A 17522-nucleotide genomic window follows, 5' to 3' on the forward strand; every position below is an offset into this window, starting at 1 on the left:
ACCTTCACCCATACTTGGTGTCCACCTTTTTTAAGTGGACACCTCATGCCAAAGCTCACTCAACTACAGAAGGTGCGGAGAAATTCGCGCTTACGACGCATGTGTTTTTGAGGTGTTCAGGAGCAGGAGTGAGGATTGGCGCGCACAAATGAGCGAGGTGCTGCGCAAAGCGGCGGGCCCTTGAAAACCGCGTAGATGATGCTTGGGCTTTGCGCTCGCCGTTTCAGCCTTACACCTCCCTCGGCGACAGCATGATACATGGACCGTACCGTTCTAGGTTAGTTTCCATCGGTGAAAGATGCGATGGCGCCTCAGCGCTGCCGCAGCCGTCAAGCTGCATCGAACAGTTGTGCTCGCTATCCCAAGGCTACCCGACGGAACGCCCTTTACACGGCTAGCTCGACCTCGTTAAAGCTAAAGAATGGACCTCGGGCAAATGCAACGGAACGAGTGTCAGGGATCTGAGCATGATCAACTCTCTTGCAGGCCTTCCGGCATTCCTGAGCTACTTCGTCGTCGGCCTTGCTGCCTTCGGCATCTTCACGCTCGTCTACACGCGCCTGACGCCGCAGCGCGAGGCGCAACTCATTCGCGAGGGAAACCTTGCCGCGGTCACAGCCTTTCTTGGTGCGCTCGTTGGGTTCAGCCTGCCGCTCGCCTCGGCGGCCGCCAATTCCGTGAGTATTCTCGACTATGCAGTCTGGGCCTTTGTGGGCATTCTTGTGCAGGTTCTCGCCTACTTCATCGCCAACGCCACGATGACCGGCCTGCATGAGAAAATCACCGCAGGAAACGTAGCAGCGGGTCTTTGGGGCGGTGGCTTGGCGCTGATCATCGGTATCCTCAACGCTGCGTGCATGACATACTAGGGGCTGGTGATGCGCAAATATCTCGCGAAAAAACATCAACCCATTCTCGCCCTCGGCTCCATCGCAGCCTCTGCTTTCCTTCTCTCGCAGTGCAGTCGCGACACGACCCCGGACCTGATCTTCTCAACACCCGAACAGTGCATCGCCTCCGGCATGGACAGGCTCGTCTGCCAAGCGGGCTATCAGGATGCAGTACACTCGAATCTAACCAAGGCACCGCAGTTCTCCAGCCTTGCGCAGTGCGAAGGCGAGTTCGGCGAAAAGAAGTGTGTCGAGAGACCCGCAGGAACCCCAACGGCCTTCGGCACACATAGCGGCATCTTCGTTCCGATTATGTCAGGCTACCTGCTCTCTTCCGCATTCACGAACATCAACGATTATCAGGCAGATCGACGGCGCCGACAAGAAGAAGAGGATAACGCTGGGGGTTCGGCAGGCGGAGCATTCGGGTCGAGTGCAGTCTACCAGAAGCGGAACGGCGACAGGGTGATCCCGAGCAGCATGCGCGGCGACCGTCAGGGCATGACGACGCTTGAGCGCGGACAGCATAGCATCAATCCGGTCAAGGTCGTCAGCCGGCGCGGCTTCGGGACGCACATGCGTGGTGGTGGCTGAGATGCAGCGGATCACGCTTCGAGAGCGCCCAGGCTGGCGGGACAAGGCAAACGAGGTCGGCTTTGGCTTCCACGAGATGTATGGTGAGCCATACTGGCTCGACGATGCAGCCTATACTTTCACGCTGGAGGAGATCGAGACCTCAATTGAGGAGCCGAGCCAGGAATTGCACGACATGTGCATGGATCTCGTCGGCGACATCGTCGGAAACGAGGAAATACTTGAGCGACTTGCCATTCCGCAGGACCACCATGATCTTGTGCGTCATTCCTGGGAGCGCGGCGACCGGCATCTCTATGGTCGCTTCGATCTTGCCTATGACGGAACTGGACCCGCCAAGCTGCTGGAATACAACGCGGATACACCGACGTCCGTGTTCGAGACAGCCTATTTCCAGTACGAATGGCTGACCGACATGATCGCGCTCGGACACCTGCCGAGCAATGCCGATCAATACAACCTGCTGCAGGAAACGCTGATCGACGCATTCCGTCAATTCCCGGAAGAGCCGATCTTTCACTTCGCCGCAGTGACGGAGAACGACGAGGATCGCGGCACGACGGTTTATCTTATGAATTGCGCGATACAGGCCGGCCACCGCGTTGCCCTATTGGATATGGCAGATATTGGTATCGACGAAGGCGGACGTTTTGCCGATCTTGACGGTCGGATCATCGAGCGTTGTTTCAAGCTCTACCCTTGGGAGTTTCTGTTGCGAGAGCCCTTCGCTGACAGGCTTTCGTCTGCAGGACAAGTGTTCGTGGAGCCTGCTTGGAAATCCGTCCTGTCGAACAAAGGCCTGCTGCCCCTGCTCTGGAACCGGCATCCCGGCCATCCGAACTTGCTTGCCAGCTACTTTCTGGACGATCCTGCCGCCGCTGCCCTAACCGATTATGTTAGAAAGCCGCTGCTGTCGCGCGAGGGAGAGAATGTGACGATTTTCGAGCGTGGGCGGGAGATGCTGGCCGCACCCGGCGATTACGGCGCCGAAGGTTTCGTTCTTCAGGCATATGCGCCCTTGTTTCGAAGCGATACCGGATACGCGGTTCTTGGAAGCTGGGTCGTCGGCGACCGCGCCTGCGCGCTCGGCATGCGTGAAGACACGTCACGCATTACGGCCAACCTATCGCGGTTCGTGCCACACGTCATTCTGGATTGATCCCGTCCTGTCGAATTTCTCGATTTCGAAGTGTCCTGCCCCAGGTGAAATCTTCGGGATCACCACGCTTCTAAATACCCAAATATCAAGTAGCGAGGACTTACGAAGATTACGGTTATTGAAAGTTACGCGCCAACGGAAAAGAGGACCGCCAGCAGGCTAACGACCTACGCCTTGATGGGAGATGAACCGGCGACCCGCTGAGGTTCAAAGACGTCGGCAGGAAACGACGAGCAAGAATGACGGACAGCCGGATACCGTCGCCGCCGCTCCTTCGCGGCTAGGCGATGCCAAACGCTTTTCGATCGCCGTCCCAGTTCGTCGTTCTGAGGAACTGCTCCCAACTCAGGCTCGCCGGGTTGATCCGTCGGCTCCATTCGAGATCCCGGTCCTTGCGGAAATAACCGTGCTCTACCGCATATTCCGCCATCCCGATGACCTCGCGGACGAGCTCCTCGTTCTCCGCAAACTCGGGAAAGTGGTTGATCAGTTCCTTGGAGCGATAGGCGGAGGCGTAGACGGCCTTCCTCCCGGTGACGCGGGTGAATGTCTCGATCATCTCGGCTGGGGAGAGGACGTCGCCTATGACGGGCAGTGTATGACCGGCATAGGCGTCCGGGTGATCCAAGATCTCCAAGACCGCGGGTCCGGTGGCCGTCAGCGGATCGACAAACGGAGCTTGAAAAGGCTCGGGCAGGTAGCCCGGAAAAACCAGCGCGTCGCCGTCCTTCCGCGGAACATAGTATTCGAGCAAGTTAGTGTAGAAGAATGCGAGCTGAATGAACGAGCTTCGGATCGGAAGCTCGCGGATGTATGCCTCCACCCTCGCCTTGTCCGTGAAGTGCGGCGCGAATTTCTTTCCACCTGTGATGCTGTCGACATTCTCCAGCGAGCTGAAGACGACGTGGCCAACGCCTGCCTCCACGCAGGCGTCTGCAAGTTCCTTCCCGATGGCGAACTCGTAGCCCGCTGGCGGGACGACACCTGGGGTCATGAGGAAAGCCATTTCCGCGCCTTTGAACGCATTGACGAGATCCTGCCCGTGGTTGAGCGCGAGCGGTACCTGGACAAGCTCGGCGCCCTGTTCCGCCAGTCGAAGCGCCTCGGTGGAACCGGTACGACCCGTAAGGGCGCGCACGCGGTAGCGCCCGCTCTGCAACAGCGACTGGGCGACGCTACGGCCCTGCTTGCTCAGGCTGCCAGCCACCGCAACCAAGGGTTTATTTTCGAACGACATGTGGATCTCCATCACCTGTTGGAGCCTCTTTGACGCTCCTTGCGAAAACGGTCATCGCAGCTCGTAACGTATCTGTGAAATCGATTCCTTTTGGTGCTACCATCCAAAGGATGGATACTTCACGAATGGACCTTAATCTCCTTGTCAGCCTGGAGGTTCTTCTAGCAGAGCGGAACGTCACGAAGGCGGCCTCTCGGCTTGGCCTGAGCCAGCCAGCCCTCAGCGCCCAGTTGAATCGGCTACGCGACCTGTTCGAGGACCCGCTGCTGGTTCCTACCCACCGACGCATGATACCGACAGCGAAGGCGCTCGAGCTGCTGGAACCACTGCGGGCCTCGCTGGACCAGTTCCGCAAGATGCTCCAAAGCCATGACAGCTTTGCCCCGGAAACCGCAGAGCTGAAGGTGGCCATCGCCTGCACGGATTATGTCGAGGCCACTGTGGCAATCCCGGTGATCTTGGCTTTGCGCAAACAAGCTCCCAAGATACGCGTCGCGGTTCATCGCCTGAACCCACCGACATTGGCCCGGCAACTTGCAGACGGCGACGTCGATTTCGCCATCGCCACTCCTGATCCACTTAATCAGGACCTTCGCACCCAGCACCTGTTCGAGGAGAACTATGTTCTCGTTGGCCGGAAAGGGCATCCACGCATCAAGGACGCGCGGACGGTGGAAGGTTTCGCCGGCCTCGAACAGGTGATCGTCTCCCCTTCAGGCGGAAGCTTCTCCACGCCGGTCGATGCCTTACTGGCAGCACAGGGCTGCCAGCGAAGGGTGGCTCCCTCGGCGGCCTCCTTCTTGATCGTTCCCGGAATGGTTGCGTCCAGCGACCTCGTCGCCCTGGTACCGCGACGGCTACTGCGGACCGCCGGGCCTCCACTCGACGTTATTGAAGTTCCGTGGCTGTCGGAAAGTTTCGAGGTGGCTCTGATATGGCATGAGCGCAGCCAAGGACATCAGGGCCACCGCTGGGTTCGCGAACTCGTTCATGGTCTGACTGCCGGTTAGAAGGGAAGGCAGGCTGGACGGCTTCGGTTCACAGTTTGAGTATTTGCTGGCCCAAACTGGACCGCTGCAGAGGCTTGATACATCGGGAGCGGCGGCCACGTCTCCTAGACTTTCGGCTCTTGAACGGTATCGAACACTCTACACGAGATTACCTTTGCAACCTTGAGTTAGTTCAACTGCTTGGTTTTCGAAGTCCGATACCGTGACGCCACTTACTTGATGGTCGAAGGTCGCAACCTTCTGCAGGCGATCGTCGGTCTGGCCTGTAATCGGGGCAACCACTTCCTTGGCTTTGTTCGTCAGCTCGTCGAGGGTCTGAGCGCTTGCGGGATGTGCGAGCGAGATAATGGCGGCTGCAACGGCGAGGCGCGAAACGCTGGGAGCATCGAATGACATCATGTCCTCCTTTTCCAGAATTCGATGCCGAACTTCCTCCCGAACTTCGGGATCCGTGCCTCACTGCATTTACCCCGCGTTGAAAGATCGGCCGGAGGGCAACGGGACTGCGTGTCGCCCCATCAGTCAACATCACGCCTTGGAAAAACTCGCTCGAAACGGGGAACCATCGCGCCCGGTGCTGGTTCGCGCGGGCATCGGTAGGTGGCCTACCTTCAGTTCTTGCGCGTTCAGAGGCCTCCTCACTGGTTGAACGATCAACGCAGACAGGAGAAACCTATGCGCGCTCTCGTTTGGCACGGCAAGGAAGACATCCGGTGCGACACTGTATCGGACCCGGAAATCGAGCATCCGCGTGATGCGATCATCAAGGTCACGAGTTGCGCGATCTGCGGCTCGGATCTTCACCTGTTCCACAATTTCATTCCGGCCATGATGCCAGGCGACATCATGGGGCATGAAATGATGGGCGAAGTGGTCGAAACCGGCGCGGAGGCAAGCGCTAGCTTGAAGAAAGGCGACCGGATCGTGGTCCCCTTCACCATCAACTGCGGTGAATGCGACCAGTGCAAGCGCGGGAATTTCTCCGTCTGCGAGCGGACGAACCGGAAGAAGGAACTCGCCGACAAGGCGTTTGGCCATACCACCGCCGGCCTGTTCGGCTACACGCATCTGACCGGCGGTTATCCCGGCGGACAGGCCGAGTATCTGAGGGTGCCGTTCGCAGACAAGACACATATCAAGGTTCCGGACAGCCTCACGGATGAACAGGTGCTTTTCCTCGGCGACATCTTTCCGACAGGCTGGCAGGCGGCCGCCCAGTGCGACATCGAGCCCACCGACACGGTGGTGGTTTGGGGTTGCGGCCCGGTCGGCCAGATGACGATCCGCAGTGCCGTGCTTCTGGGCGCCAAGCAGGTGGTCGCGATCGACTGCATCCCCGAACGTCTTTCCATGGCGGAGGCTGGCGGTGCCATCACCATCAACTTCGAGGATGAAAGCGTCATCGAGCGGCTGAACGAGCTGACCGGCGGCAAGGGACCGGAAAAATGCATCGATGCCGTCGGGCTCGAAAGCCATGTGTCGATGGGTCAGCCGGACACGCTGCTGGACCGCGCCAAGCAGGTGGTGATGCTGGAGAACGACCGTCCGCATGTGCTGCGCGAGATGATCTATGTCTGCCGCCCGGGCGGCATCATCTCCATCCCTGGTGTCTATAGCGGTCTCGTCGACAAGATCCCGATGGGCATGGCCATGAACAAGGGCCTCTCCTTCCGTATGGGTCAGACCCATGTGAAGCGCTGGACCGACGATCTGTTGCGCCGCATCGAGGACGGCCAGATCGACCCGTCCTTTGTCATCACCCACACCGTCGGGCTCGAAGAGGGTCCGGAGATGTACAAGGTATTCCGCGACAAGCAGGACAGCTGCATCAAGGTTGTTCTGAAGCCTTGAAGGAGGATTTGAACATGTCTTTTCTCAGCAATATGGCCCGTTCGGGCGGTGATCCGAAAGTGCTGCGGTCGGGCCCGAGCTCGCTTGGCTCATCCGACCGGTTGGCTCGCAATCTTGGCTGGTTCAGCATCGGTCTCGGTCTTGCGGAGTTGCTCGCAGCAGGCAAGATCACGAGCGCGCTTGGCATGCATGGCAAGGAAAATCTCGTTCGTGCCTTCGGATTGCGGGAAATCACCTCTGGTTTCATGACGCTGTCGGTGGACAAACAGGCGGGGCTTATGAGCCGGATCGCCGGGGATGCGCTCGACATTGCGACCCTGGCCACGGCCATGCGCCCCGACAATCCCAAGCGCGGAAATGCTGCCCTTGCGTTTGCGATGGTGGCGGGCATTACCCTTCTCGACATCATTGCCACCGGCGCAAGTACGGTCCGCCACACGCGCCACCAAGGCCAGCGGCGCAGCTACGGTGACCGCAGCGGCTTTCCAAAGGGCGTCGAAGCATCCCGCCGGGCAGCTCGAAAACAGCTGGCGGATTTACGATCAACGCCGAAGGAAGCAAACGACAAATCCAGAAGGCCAGCCGGAACTGGTCATTGATGAAATATCCGTTGCAGGAAGGTGGGAGCCGAATAGCCCTGCCCGTCCCTGTTCCGGAAACCGTGAGAGACAGCAATCATGACTGTCGAACAAATCGTCGGGGCGGGGCTGATGGTGCTCTTCCTGGCCGACATTTTCCTCACCGTTCTTTACGCGCGCGCTGGTACCGGATTGCTCGCCCCGCGCTGGAACCGCCTTGTCTGGGCATCAATCGGTAGCGTGGCCGGCCTGTTCGGCTCCCGCCGCTCGATAGCCTTGTCGTTTGCCGGCCCCCTGATTGTCGTCGCGCTCATTGGGTTCTGGGCGCTTGGATTGACGACTGGGGCTGCACTGATCATTCACCCTGAACTGGGGACCGCGATCCGGCCGAGCAGCGGCGGCGCATCGACGGATTTCGTGACCGCTCTGCTGGTGGCCGGCAATAGCCTCTCGATCGTCGGAGGCGGCGATTATTCGCCGTACACGTCCGGCACCCGTATGCTTTTCCTTTTTAATTCGCTGGTCGGAGCATCGGTCCTGTCGCTGGTACTCAGCTATCTCGTGCAGGTCTATTCTGCTCTGCGTGACCGTAACGCTCTGGCGCTCACTGTCGATCTTATGACCGGCGGCACGGGAGATGCGGCTCAAATGCTGGCCCGGCTTGGCCCTGATGGGGATTTCAGCAATGCCACGAGCGAACTCAGCAATCTTGCGCGATCGTTGGCCATGACCAAGGAAGCGCACCATTTCTATCCGTTGCTGTTCTACTTCCGCTTCAGGGAGCCGCTCTACTCCGTGTCGCGGATGAGCTTCATATTGCTTGATCTCACCACCCTGATCGAGACGACATTTGATCGTCAGAAGTATGGCGCACTCATCGGGTCGGGACCCGTCAGTTCACTGCGCGACTGCGCAAGATTGCTACTCGATACAGTGGATCGGAACTTCCCGACGACTGATGCGGGTCATTCCAGTGCGGTGCCTGTCGAACATCACAAGAGGAGCTATGCCGTCGCGTCAGATGTGCTGCGCAACGCGGGCATCCAGACGCAGTCGCATGCAGAAAGCTACGCTGCGCAACGGAGCCGATGGGAACCGCTCGTTCGCCGCGTTGCGCCGACACTTGGCTACCGAATGAGCGAAATCGACAGCCGCAGTGCAGCGGATGAAGGGCTTAATTAGAGAAGACTCGAAACTGATGAGCCAAGACGACGATCATGATGGTCGTCTCGAACGCGCTCGACCGAAGACATCGCTTTAGCACAAGGAAGTCACTATGAACGCCGTTGAACATGAGACACAGCTGGACGCGGCTGCCCGAGCGTATGTCACGATTGGCATGCCTGCAGAAGAGCTTAGGACCTTATGGCAGCGCCCCGACATTCAGGCCCTTATCTGGGCTGACTTTGCTGACCTGACCCCGGTTGCTGATCGCACCCTCGATTGGGTCGCCCATGGTCCAGCGGGCGGTGAATATCGCTGGCGCACCGAGACGGCTGAAGTCGGCGCCAATGAGATCCGCTGGTCGAGTCTCGATGGAGCCGACGTGCCAAATGTGGGCTCGGTAACCTTCCACCCGGCGCCGGGCGATCGGGGCACCGAGCTGCATCTGGAGGTGAAGTTCGACCCCCCGGGGGGCGTCGTTGGTGAGGCAGTCAGCAAGCTGTTCCATGTCGTTCCTCGGGAGATCGTCCTCAAGGCGCTCTACAGGTTCCGAGCTTTGGCCGTCACGGGCGAGATACCGACAACAAATCCGCAACCTGCTGCTAGATCCGGCAGCACTGACCGATAGGAGTATTCTGATGCGTGCACTCTGCTGGAACGGCGTCAACGATCTTCGCGTTGAGACTGTCGCTGACCCCGAAATAATCAATCCGCACGACGTGATCCTGAACGTTCGGCTTTCTACCACCTGCGGCTCGGATCTGCACCTGATCGACGGCCTGATCCCCACCATGCGCGCCGGCGACGTACTGGGTCATGAGTTCATGGGCGAGATTGTCGATGTCGGCCGAGAGGTCACAAAGGTGAAGAAGGGTGACCGTGTCGTGGTGCCCTCGTTCATTTCCTGCGGTAAATGCTGGTATTGCCAGCATGATCTTTATTCGCTGTGCGATACGAGCCACCCGAAGCCCGAACTGCCGGAGCCGTTGTTGGGGTATCCGACAGCCGGCATCTACGCCTACTCGCATGCCTTTGGCGGCTATGCCGGGGCGCATGCCCAATATGTGAGGGTGCCGTTTGCAGATACCGATTGCTTCAAAGTTCCCGAAGGCGTCTCTGACGAGGACGCCTTGTTCATTTCTGACGCCGCACCCACTGGGTTCATGGGCGCTGACTTCTGCAACATCCAGAGAGGTGACGTCATCGCGGTTTGGGGCTGCGGCGGGGTCGGCCTCATGGCGCAGCAAAGTGCCATGATCCTCGGCGCTGAGCGTGTGATCGCAATCGACCGATATCCGGAGCGCCTCGCGCAGGCAGAGGCGTTCGGGGCCATCACGCTCGACTACACGAAAGTCGATGTCGTTGAGGCTTTGAAAGAGCTGACCGGCGGACGTGGCCCGGATGCATGCATCGACGCCGTTGGAATGGAGGCGGGTGGCACTGGGCTCCAACAGGCTTACGATCGAGTGAAACAGGCGCTTTATATGGGAACCGACCGGGGAGCGGCACTCCGCCAGGCCGTTCTGGCCGTTCGCAAAGGCGGCACGCTTGCAATTCTTGGCGTCTATGGGCTGATGGATAAGTTCCCGTTGGGCGTGCTGATGAACAAGGGTGTCACTGTCAGGACGGCGCAGCAGCATGGCCAGGCTTACGTGACCCGGCTACTTGAATACACACAGCGCGGCGAGTTGACGCCAGCCGCCCTGGCCACCCATCGTTTCTCGCTGGAGGATAGTCCCAAAGGCTACGACATGTTCAAGCACAAGGAGGATGGCTGCCTTCGTGCCGTCTTCATGCCTTGACACCGCATATGGAGCACACTTCCATGTCGCCAGTCGGACAGGAAGATCGCCGACGCTCCGGTCGCAGAGTTCATCCCGCCGTCGGCTGCGTTCTGGCGGTGAGTTTATGTCCGTCCGGATCACGAAGATATGCGACGAAGGAGCCGTTAGAACGCGCGGCGGGCGGGCTCTCGATCGCTTTGCCGCCGTGCATGGTACCGGCTTCGTGCCAAGCCAGAACATGATCGGCGCTGGCAGCTCCAATGCCGATCGTTCCACCGTTAGCCACGGTCGCCGGCCCTCCGTCGATGGGTTTCGTGATCATCAGCCGACCGCCCTCGTGGACATAGATCAGCCTGCCTCTCGCATCCATCTTGCCGGGCTTGCCACCCAGTGCAGCAAACGTGGCGTCGTAGAAGTCTCTCGACCGCTCCAGGTCGTTGCTGCCGATCATGATATGAGTGAACATGTTCGTATCTCCTTTAAGATGCGCAGCAATCAGACCACCTCCAACGTCGTCGGAACGCCACGAGTGAGCGAGTTTGCTACCGTGCAAATGGACCATGCGCGATCGATCAAAATCTTTGGGTCGGAGCCATCCAGCGTCGTGCATCGCGCGGATAGGACGGCGTTGGTGGCGACAAGAGGCGCACCGTCCAGTTCCAGCTGTATCGTCACGGCTATTTCTCCGATCTCGACGCCGAGATCATGGGCAACATAACGGAGGTCATTGCAGTAGCAGCCTCCGATAGCCAAAGCGAGCAACTGCCCGCCGTTGAAGCCCAGCCCCAATCCACCGGCTGTTCCTCCCGGTCTATCGACCACGATCGTGTGGCCTCCAGCCCAACCTACTGCTGCTTCCGTACCTGCGATATTGCGCAATTCAACGATCGACTGAACCATGCCTTCACCCCGTCCGTATGAGCTTCACTGAACGGTCCCCGGGTCTGCGGATCATGTCAACCGCAAAATCAAACCCTTCTCAGAAGGCATGATATGTTCGTGCTCAAGCGGAACATCATGACGGCTATCGAAAGCTTCTTACCGCTTGATGACGGAAACCTGCCTCTCGAAGTCGGCAAGATCGAAATAGTCACGCCAGACGGTGATCACACCCTTCTCCACAATGACCGTTCCCATAACCGGAAGTGTGATTGTCGCGCCGCTTTTATGGGTGAAGATATCGATGCGCTCGTTGAGCACGACGTTTCCTGATGCGGCGATGTGGGTCACGGTCCAGTCAACCTTGAACGCCGTTCCAACTCCAAAGTCCTGGTGGAACTTCCGCACATTGTCTCGGCCCGAGATGTTGGGCAGCGGCACGTTGTCGTAGAGGACGTCATCCGACAGCATCGCAAGGGCGTCCTCTATGCGATTTGCCGTCCAATAGTCGAAGAAAGTGGTGGCGATCGCGATGGGATCTGTGGACATGATTGTTTCTCCAGCGACTATCTAAGCGAACTTGACGAAATTGATGGCCGGCAGGGATCCGCCAGGGAACTGCGTGAGCTTGCCGCCAACCGAGATCGGTCCAAGATCGACGCCGGCAAAACCGAGCTGTGTAATCAGGGCGGCAACCTCTGCTTTCGCGCTCTCGTCGTCTCCCGAGTAGAAGAGGACACGTTCCCCACCTTCGGCATTTGGGTCTTTGGTCAGAAGGGCAGCGAGAAGATGATTGAATGCCTTCACCACTCGCGCACCCGGCACCAGACCGGCGACGATCTCAGTCGAGAGCCGTCCATTCAGGTCCGCAGGCTTGAAGAGCGGCGCCTCAATTGGATTGTTCGCGTCGATAACGATACGACCATTCCAGTTCGGCAGGCCGGCAAGAGCTGAAGGGAGCTTCGACCACGGAACGGCAATTAAAACGATATCGGCTTGTGCCGCTGCTTCAATGGTGCCGGCTGTGATATGAGGAGCAAGCTCCTGTGCCAAGCTTGCAAGCGTTGCCGCCCCACGGCTGTTGGCGATGGTCGCCGCAATTCCGTTACGAGCGAGGATCCTTGCAAATGCAGCGCCAATGTTTCCAGCGCCGATGATGCCAATGGTGGTCATGTCGTTTCTCCTGTTGGTTTAGGCAAGGGTCAAGCAGACTGGCCGCCGTCAACGTTGAGCGTGGCGCCGGTGATGTACCCGGCGTCCGGTCCTGCGAGGAAGGCGACGGCGGCAGCAATATCTTCCGGCTGTCCGTAGCGGCCAAGCGCAGCAAGCTTGTTCAAGCTTTCGGCGAACGGACCGTCCTGTGGGTTCATGTCGGTGTTGATCGCACCAGGCTGGACGATGTTGACGGTGATGTTCCGTGGGCCAAGGTCGCGAGACCATCCACGAGTATAGGCAGCGACCGCAGCTTTGGTGGCAACGTAATCCGCGGCACCGGCAAAGGGAACGTGCACAGCGCCTGTGGTGCCGATCGAAACGATCCGGCCGCCATCGGTCATCAGCGGTACCGCGGCACGTACAGCGGCGGCGACGCCTTTTACGTTGACGTCGATCTGACGGTCAAACGCGGCCACGTCCGCCTGGGTGTCATCGACCATGCCGGTGACGAAAACACCGGCAGAGTTGACCAGGATATCAAGCCTGCCAAAAGCATTATGGGCCGCGCGGACCAGTGCCGCGACCTCGGCCGGAATAGCCTGATCCGCCTTGACAGCGAGCCCGCGACGGCCGGTGCCTTCGATTTCCTTAACGAGATCATCGGCACGATTGGCCGAAGCGGCGTAGCTAAATACGACATCCGCGCCGTCACGAGCGAGGCGCCGGACGATTGCGGCGCCGATACCGCGCGAGCCGCCGGTGACAAGCGCGACTTTGCCAGTGAGTGGTTGATGTGTCTGGGTCATCATCTTCAATTCCTTTTGTTCGATGACGTGAAGATGGCTCAAAGAATTTTCTTTGATTAGCCGTCAATCGACACTATCCGTTTCAAGCGATTGTTGAAGGTGGAGACGATGGAAAGCCTGGCGAACTTGGAGTCATTCGTGCGAAGTGCCGAACTCGGCAGCTTCTCGGCTGCGGCGCGGCGGCTCGGTCTTACGCCAGCGGGCGTCAGCCGCAACGTCGCGGCACTCGAAAGCAGCCTGCAACTTCGGTTGTTTCATCGCAGCACCCGCAGCCTCAAACTCACGGAGGCCGGCGAACGGTTCCTCACCTCCATCCGCGATCATCTCGAGAACCTGCAGGGTGCGATCGCGGAGGTGTCGAAGACAGATGGGCAACCGGCCGGCATTCTTAAGGTTAGCATGGGTCCGACCTTCGGTATGGGCTACATCCTTCCGATGCTCCCCGAGTTCAGACAGCAATATCCTCTCATACGGCCCGAATGGACGTTCGAAAACCGGCAGGTGGATCTTATCGCCGAAGGATATGACGCCGCCATCGGTGGTGGCTTCGAGCTTGCGCAAGGCGTTGTCGCCAGGACGCTGGCACCTGTCCATTTGATTGCGGTCGCCTCCCCCACTTATCTTGAAGGCCGGCCGAGGGTGGCTGCTCCGAGTGACCTTGCTGAGACGGATGGGATCGTCATGCGATCGCTGCGCACCGGCCGCGTCACGCAAAGACAAATGCGCAACGCCGCGGGCGAAGAACATGCCGTCTCTCTCAAGGAAACCATTGTCGTTAACGACCCCGCCGCCATGCGAGCGGCCGCGATCCTGGGGCTAGGGGTCACGCTGCTCGCTAAGCCGGACGCCCTGCTGCATCTCGAAAGGGGCGAGCTCGTGCGCCTGCTCCCCGCCTGGTGGGTGGATGCCGGGCCAATATCAATCTACTACGCCAGCAAGACCCTGCTTCCTGCAAAGACACGCGTGTTCATCGACTTCGTCGTCGAATGGTTTCAGCGCGAGCGGTATCCGGAGCGCTTCGCGGGTAGCTTGGGTTGATCGCGGTTGTTGTTCACGTCCGGTCCGCTCTCGGAAAAAGCTGATTGGTGGCGACATCGGTGGTGCGCATCGAACGCCTAAACCGGGTTGGCCTTCAACGCGTCTAAACAACCTTGAACGCTGGTGAGTTCTGCCGGCGGCTTGGATAATACAGGTAGTAGCCTGGAAACATGGCCAACCAGTCATCAAGGGGCTGAACAACCTTCCTCGAAGCGATTTGATCCCGACGAGGCTCTCCGGCACATATGCGACGCCATATGGGTTTAACTCATCCCTACGAAGGCGTCAGGATGGGCATCGTCGCCTTGAAAGGACTCGAACAGCCGTTCGCCTAGATAATGACTTTGATGGTGTTCATTGAAGTGGTAGCGAATTATTTCTGCAATGACAGTGAGTACCGAGTATGCCGACGTTCACCCGTACGCGTCAGTGCACCGATCTCCACGAGTTGCTGAAGGTCGCGTGTTGCTGTAGCGCGGGATGTATCTGTGATCGAGATATAGTTTTCGGCACTTAGACCTCCCTTGAAGCCAGCCGTGCCTTCCTTGAAGATGCGCGCGACTACCTTTTCTTGCCGCTCGTTCAGTTTGTCCCGAAAACGATCATAGAACTTTGCTTTCTGGATGAAGAAATCTACGCGCTCAAGCGTCGCCTGTTGAGCATCCAGGATAGTTTCTGAAAAGAAAATGACCCAGTCGGTGATATCAAGCGTGCGCTGGTGCCGCTCAAGCTCTGAATAGTAGGCCTTCCGGCGCTTCTCGATTGTGAAGGCGAGTGAAATGAGGCTTGGCTGCCCTATGTTTTGCGCTAGAGATTTCTCGGCGAGCGCGCGTCCAATTCGGCCGTTGCCATCCTCAAATGGATGTATGCTTTCAAAGTAAAGGTGTCCTACTGCGGCTCGCGTCAAAGCTTGAAGCGACGTTTGACCATCTGGCCCGGATTGATTGAACCATGTGCTGAAGGTCTCCATCTCAGCGGCAACCTGGCGAGATGGGGGAGCCTCGAAGTGGATAGTGGGTTTGCCCAATCGACCCGATACAATCTGCATGGCGTCTTCATGCGTGCGGTAAGCACCAACCGTTTCGATATATCGGTTTCCGGCCATCAGCATTGAATGCCAGTGGAACAGTCCCTCGTGACACAGCGGCCTATGCCAACTTCGATAGACATCCGCCATCATCTCGGCGATCCCCCGCTCTTGGGGGCGGATCTGTCTATCATCAGTGTTTAGCCCGAACTGCCGGCGGAGTGATGACTGGACACTCACGCGGTCCAGAAATTCCCCCTCAATCTCTGAGGTCTTGACCGCTTCGTCGCTCAGCAACTCAATGCGAAGTTGGTTGCTGTCGTCATCGTTGAAATGTCGAACAGCACCGATAACCTCGCCGGCGGACTGCAAGAATTTCTGCTCCAACGATATCAGGCTTGCGGTGTCGTATCTGAAGTTTGGCCAGTCAGTGTTTTGCCAGTTCCATTTCATGAGTTATAGAATCCCTATCTATAGCTCATAATTATTGCTGGAAATGAGCTATTGCAAGCCCGTCTATCGCTCAGCACCACAATCTGCTTCTCTCCATTCAAGAAGCAGCGATCGACAGCTAATACCAATCGTCGGTAAGTTTGACTCTCGTGGGGATTCCTAAAAGCGGGCGAATCTGAATCTCTGGGGCAAACGGGAGGTTTGCGATGGGTTCAGCCCTTTCTTTGCGGTCGGATTTCGACGGGTCCATGTTGCGGCGTCTGGCCCGGCAGACGCGCAATGCCGATCAGGCGCGGCGGCTTCTTTCACTCGCATCGATCTACGATGGTGGCTCACGCGCCGATGCCGCCCGGCTTGGCAGCGTGACAGTTCAGATCGTGCGCGACTGGGTGGTGCGCTTCAATGCTCGCGGGCCAGAGGGGCTGATCAACGGCAAGTCTCCCGGCAAGCCTTCTTTGCTGAACGACGAACAGCGAAAGGCCTTGGCGCAAGCCATCGAGCGCGGACCGACGCCCTATCTTGAGGGTGTGGTTCGGTGGCGTCTTTGTGATCTTGCTCAATGGATTTGGGAAGAGTTCCGCATCTCGGTAAGCGAGGAGACCCTCGGGCGCGAAGTGCGGGCCATGGGATATCGCAAGCTCTCTGCTCGCCCAAGACATCATGCGCAGGATCCGGAGGCGGCCGAAGCATTTAAAAAAACTTTCCCGCCGCTGTGGCAGAAATCGCCACCGGCCCCGCCAAGGGCAAAGTGATCGAAATCTGGTTCCAGGATGAAGCTCGGATAGGCCAGAAGAACAAGATCACCCGTCGCTGGGCCAGACGGGGAACAAGGCCGTCCGCGCCGCACGACCAGCGAACGCGATCGGCCTATATCTTCGGTGCCATCTGCCCCAAACAGGGCAAGGCGGCGGCACTCGTCATGCCGTGGTGCGACACCCATGCCATGAACCAGCACCTGATCGAGATCTCCCGCAACGTCGCGGACAATGCCCACGCCGTCCTCATCATGGACCAGGCGGGATGGCATATGTCCAACAATCTCGTGGTCCCAAAAAACATCACCATCCTGCCACTGCCGCCCAAATCACCCGAGCTGAACCCGGTCGAAAACATCTGGCAGTTCATGAGGGACAACTGGCTCTCAAACCGCGTCTTCAAGTCCTACGAGGATATCGTCGACCACTGCTGCTACGCTTGGAGAACCTTGCAGCACCGACCGTGGAACATCATGTCGATCGGCCGACGCAAATGGGTGCAAGGGTTCTGATCAATGACGGTTGGTATAACCTCTTGCCCTAAACATATTTTGTTAATGGGCGCCCCCTATTTCCGCTCGCCCTCGGCACTGGTGCCGAGCGAAAAGGAATAAGCATGACCAAACACGACCTTTCATCACGACATTTTCAGCGAAAAATTTCGGAATTCTGCGAGCTTCGTATCGCTCCAGTTGCATCCAGGCGGGTGTTCGAAAATATACGGCCCTATCTGGCCAGTTTGATCATCTACCGGGTAATCCCCCCGCAAATTAACGGGCTTCAAAAGTAGAATTTTCTCGGGCTTTATGATCGAGGAGATTTTTGATGAAGACGAGCAGATTTAGCGAACCGCAGATATTGGCCATCTTGCGCCAGGCAGAAGGTGGTGTTCCAGTTCCCGAGCTATGCCGGGAGCACGGGATGAGCACGGCCTCATTTTACAAATGGCGGGCCAAGTATGGCGGCATGGACGCATCGATGATCTGCCAGATGAAGGCTCTGGAGGATGAGAACCGTCGGCTGAAGAAGATGTATGCGGAGATGAGCATGCAAGCGGAACTGCTGAAGGAGGCTTTAGGAAAAAAATGACGCGGCCATCTCGATGCCGGGAGCCTTACGGCAATGCAAGCATTGCCTGTCGA

General features: G+C 58.3%; 19 protein-coding genes and 1 pseudogene. 12 read left to right on the top strand and 8 right to left on the bottom strand.

The genetic code is table 11. The annotated features are described in order from the left end of the window. Positions 1-467: 467 nt before the first annotated feature. Genes BSG19_RS23595 through BSG19_RS23605 form a run of 3 tightly spaced genes read left to right on the top strand, consistent with a single transcriptional unit; the run spans position 468 to position 2643 of the window. A complete protein-coding gene (locus tag BSG19_RS23595) occupies positions 468-869 on the top strand; it encodes a DUF350 domain-containing protein (RefSeq protein WP_092990465.1) in 402 nt (133 codons plus the stop codon). 9 nt (positions 870-878) lie between these two features. Continuing rightward, positions 879-1484, top strand: coding sequence for a DUF1190 domain-containing protein (locus BSG19_RS23600; protein WP_092990466.1), 606 nt, complete (start codon positions 879-881; stop codon positions 1482-1484). A 1-nt stretch (position 1485) separates the two neighbouring features. Continuing rightward, the gene (locus tag BSG19_RS23605) at positions 1486-2643 is read left to right on the top strand and encodes a glutathionylspermidine synthase family protein (protein WP_092990467.1); all 1158 of its coding nucleotides are present in this window, start codon (positions 1486-1488) and stop codon (positions 2641-2643) included. 280 nt (positions 2644-2923) lie between these two features. On the opposite strand, the gene BSG19_RS23610 is transcribed toward BSG19_RS23605, so the two are convergent. Continuing rightward, positions 2924-3880 (bottom strand): NmrA/HSCARG family protein, encoded by a 957-nt coding sequence (locus BSG19_RS23610; RefSeq protein WP_092990468.1) that lies wholly within the window; start codon positions 3878-3880, stop codon positions 2924-2926. A gap of 125 nt (positions 3881-4005) precedes the next feature. Between BSG19_RS23610 and BSG19_RS23615 the strand changes: the two genes are divergently transcribed. Beyond that, entirely contained in the window at positions 4006-4890 is an 885-nt protein-coding gene (locus BSG19_RS23615) for a LysR family transcriptional regulator (protein WP_244529407.1), read from the top strand. Positions 4891-5028: 138 nt separating this feature from the next. On the opposite strand, the gene BSG19_RS23620 is transcribed toward BSG19_RS23615, so the two are convergent. Beyond that, complete coding sequence (locus BSG19_RS23620; protein WP_244529408.1) at positions 5029-5289, bottom strand: hypothetical protein; 261 nt, start codon at positions 5287-5289, stop codon at positions 5029-5031. A gap of 276 nt (positions 5290-5565) precedes the next feature. Here BSG19_RS23620 and BSG19_RS23625 point away from each other — a divergent pair, with 276 nt between their 5' ends. From BSG19_RS23625 to BSG19_RS23645, 5 genes are all read left to right on the top strand, one after another. After that, positions 5566-6741: a zinc-dependent alcohol dehydrogenase gene (locus BSG19_RS23625; RefSeq protein WP_092990470.1), complete on the top strand. Its 1176-nt coding sequence runs from the start codon at positions 5566-5568 to the stop codon at positions 6739-6741. A gap of 14 nt (positions 6742-6755) precedes the next feature. Further along, entirely contained in the window at positions 6756-7340 is a 585-nt protein-coding gene (locus tag BSG19_RS23630) for a hypothetical protein (RefSeq protein WP_092990471.1), read from the top strand. 78 nt (positions 7341-7418) lie between these two features. Then, positions 7419-8501 (top strand): hypothetical protein, encoded by a 1083-nt coding sequence (locus tag BSG19_RS23635; protein ID WP_092990472.1) that lies wholly within the window; start codon positions 7419-7421, stop codon positions 8499-8501. 94 nt (positions 8502-8595) lie between these two features. Then, a complete protein-coding gene (locus BSG19_RS23640) occupies positions 8596-9111 on the top strand; it encodes an SRPBCC family protein (RefSeq protein ID WP_092990473.1) in 516 nt (171 codons plus the stop codon). Between the two features lie 10 nt (positions 9112-9121). Continuing rightward, positions 9122-10285 (top strand): zinc-dependent alcohol dehydrogenase, encoded by a 1164-nt coding sequence (locus tag BSG19_RS23645; protein WP_092990474.1) that lies wholly within the window; start codon positions 9122-9124, stop codon positions 10283-10285. Positions 10286-10355: 70 nt separating this feature from the next. Here the strand turns inward: BSG19_RS23645 and BSG19_RS23650 are convergent, their stop codons facing one another. The 5 genes from BSG19_RS23650 to BSG19_RS23670 all read right to left on the bottom strand — a co-directional run bounded on the left by BSG19_RS23650 (position 10356) and on the right by BSG19_RS23670 (position 13107). Beyond that, positions 10356-10733 (bottom strand): VOC family protein, encoded by a 378-nt coding sequence (locus BSG19_RS23650; RefSeq protein WP_092990475.1) that lies wholly within the window; start codon positions 10731-10733, stop codon positions 10356-10358. A gap of 29 nt (positions 10734-10762) precedes the next feature. After that, a complete protein-coding gene (locus BSG19_RS23655) occupies positions 10763-11167 on the bottom strand; it encodes an OsmC family protein (protein ID WP_092990476.1) in 405 nt (134 codons plus the stop codon). A 138-nt stretch (positions 11168-11305) separates the two neighbouring features. Beyond that, entirely contained in the window at positions 11306-11695 is a 390-nt protein-coding gene (locus tag BSG19_RS23660) for a limonene-1,2-epoxide hydrolase family protein (protein WP_092990477.1), read from the bottom strand. A gap of 21 nt (positions 11696-11716) precedes the next feature. Further along, positions 11717-12319 carry an NADPH-dependent F420 reductase gene (locus BSG19_RS23665; RefSeq protein WP_092990478.1) on the bottom strand — a complete coding sequence of 201 codons (603 nt, stop codon included), beginning with the start codon at positions 12317-12319 and terminating at the stop codon, positions 11717-11719. Positions 12320-12348: 29 nt separating this feature from the next. Further along, positions 12349-13107 (bottom strand): SDR family oxidoreductase, encoded by a 759-nt coding sequence (locus BSG19_RS23670; RefSeq protein WP_092990522.1) that lies wholly within the window; start codon positions 13105-13107, stop codon positions 12349-12351. Between the two features lie 108 nt (positions 13108-13215). Between BSG19_RS23670 and BSG19_RS23675 the strand changes: the two genes are divergently transcribed. Next, positions 13216-14145 carry a LysR family transcriptional regulator gene (locus BSG19_RS23675; RefSeq protein WP_092990479.1) on the top strand — a complete coding sequence of 310 codons (930 nt, stop codon included), beginning with the start codon at positions 13216-13218 and terminating at the stop codon, positions 14143-14145. 373 nt (positions 14146-14518) lie between these two features. On the opposite strand, the gene BSG19_RS23685 is transcribed toward BSG19_RS23675, so the two are convergent. Beyond that, positions 14519-15625: a Fic family protein gene (locus BSG19_RS23685; protein WP_092990480.1), complete on the bottom strand. Its 1107-nt coding sequence runs from the start codon at positions 15623-15625 to the stop codon at positions 14519-14521. 206 nt (positions 15626-15831) lie between these two features. Here BSG19_RS23685 and BSG19_RS23690 point away from each other — a divergent pair. After that, a protein-coding gene (locus BSG19_RS23690; protein WP_092990481.1) for an IS630 family transposase occupies positions 15832-16892 on the top strand; the annotation gives its coding sequence in 2 pieces (ribosomal slippage) (positions 15832-16332 and positions 16335-16892; 1059 coding nt in all). Positions 16893-17205: 313 nt separating this feature from the next. Then, positions 17206-17492, top strand: a pseudogene (locus BSG19_RS23700) (transposase); the annotation flags it as partial. Positions 17493-17522: the final 30 nt, after the last annotated feature.

It is taken from the genome of Rhizobium sp. NFR03, from assembly GCF_900111275.1.
GTDB lineage: Bacteria > Pseudomonadota > Alphaproteobacteria > Rhizobiales > Rhizobiaceae > Ferranicluibacter.

Coding starts and splice junctions, on each gene's coding strand:
- BSG19_RS23610 (WP_092990468.1), bottom strand. CDS start 3,880: ATGTCGTTCGAAAATAAACCCTTGGTTGCGGTGGCTGGCAGCCTGAGC.
- BSG19_RS23670 (WP_092990522.1), bottom strand. CDS start 13,107: ATGACCCAGACACATCAACCACTCACTGGCAAAGTCGCGCTTGTCACC.
- BSG19_RS23615 (WP_244529407.1), top strand. CDS start 4,006: ATGGACCTTAATCTCCTTGTCAGCCTGGAGGTTCTTCTAGCAGAGCGG.
- BSG19_RS23625 (WP_092990470.1), top strand. CDS start 5,566: ATGCGCGCTCTCGTTTGGCACGGCAAGGAAGACATCCGGTGCGACACT.
- BSG19_RS23600 (WP_092990466.1), top strand. CDS start 879: ATGCGCAAATATCTCGCGAAAAAACATCAACCCATTCTCGCCCTCGGC.
- BSG19_RS23635 (WP_092990472.1), top strand. CDS start 7,419: ATGACTGTCGAACAAATCGTCGGGGCGGGGCTGATGGTGCTCTTCCTG.
- BSG19_RS23685 (WP_092990480.1), bottom strand. CDS start 15,625: ATGAAATGGAACTGGCAAAACACTGACTGGCCAAACTTCAGATACGAC.
- BSG19_RS23655 (WP_092990476.1), bottom strand. CDS start 11,167: ATGGTTCAGTCGATCGTTGAATTGCGCAATATCGCAGGTACGGAAGCA.
- BSG19_RS23665 (WP_092990478.1), bottom strand. CDS start 12,319: ATGACCACCATTGGCATCATCGGCGCTGGAAACATTGGCGCTGCATTT.
- BSG19_RS23660 (WP_092990477.1), bottom strand. CDS start 11,695: ATGTCCACAGATCCCATCGCGATCGCCACCACTTTCTTCGACTATTGG.
- BSG19_RS23640 (WP_092990473.1), top strand. CDS start 8,596: ATGAACGCCGTTGAACATGAGACACAGCTGGACGCGGCTGCCCGAGCG.
- BSG19_RS23645 (WP_092990474.1), top strand. CDS start 9,122: ATGCGTGCACTCTGCTGGAACGGCGTCAACGATCTTCGCGTTGAGACT.
- BSG19_RS23650 (WP_092990475.1), bottom strand. CDS start 10,733: ATGTTCACTCATATCATGATCGGCAGCAACGACCTGGAGCGGTCGAGA.
- BSG19_RS23630 (WP_092990471.1), top strand. CDS start 6,756: ATGTCTTTTCTCAGCAATATGGCCCGTTCGGGCGGTGATCCGAAAGTG.
- BSG19_RS23605 (WP_092990467.1), top strand. CDS start 1,486: ATGCAGCGGATCACGCTTCGAGAGCGCCCAGGCTGGCGGGACAAGGCA.
- BSG19_RS23595 (WP_092990465.1), top strand. CDS start 468: ATGATCAACTCTCTTGCAGGCCTTCCGGCATTCCTGAGCTACTTCGTC.
- BSG19_RS23620 (WP_244529408.1), bottom strand. CDS start 5,289: ATGATGTCATTCGATGCTCCCAGCGTTTCGCGCCTCGCCGTTGCAGCC.
- BSG19_RS23675 (WP_092990479.1), top strand. CDS start 13,216: ATGGAAAGCCTGGCGAACTTGGAGTCATTCGTGCGAAGTGCCGAACTC.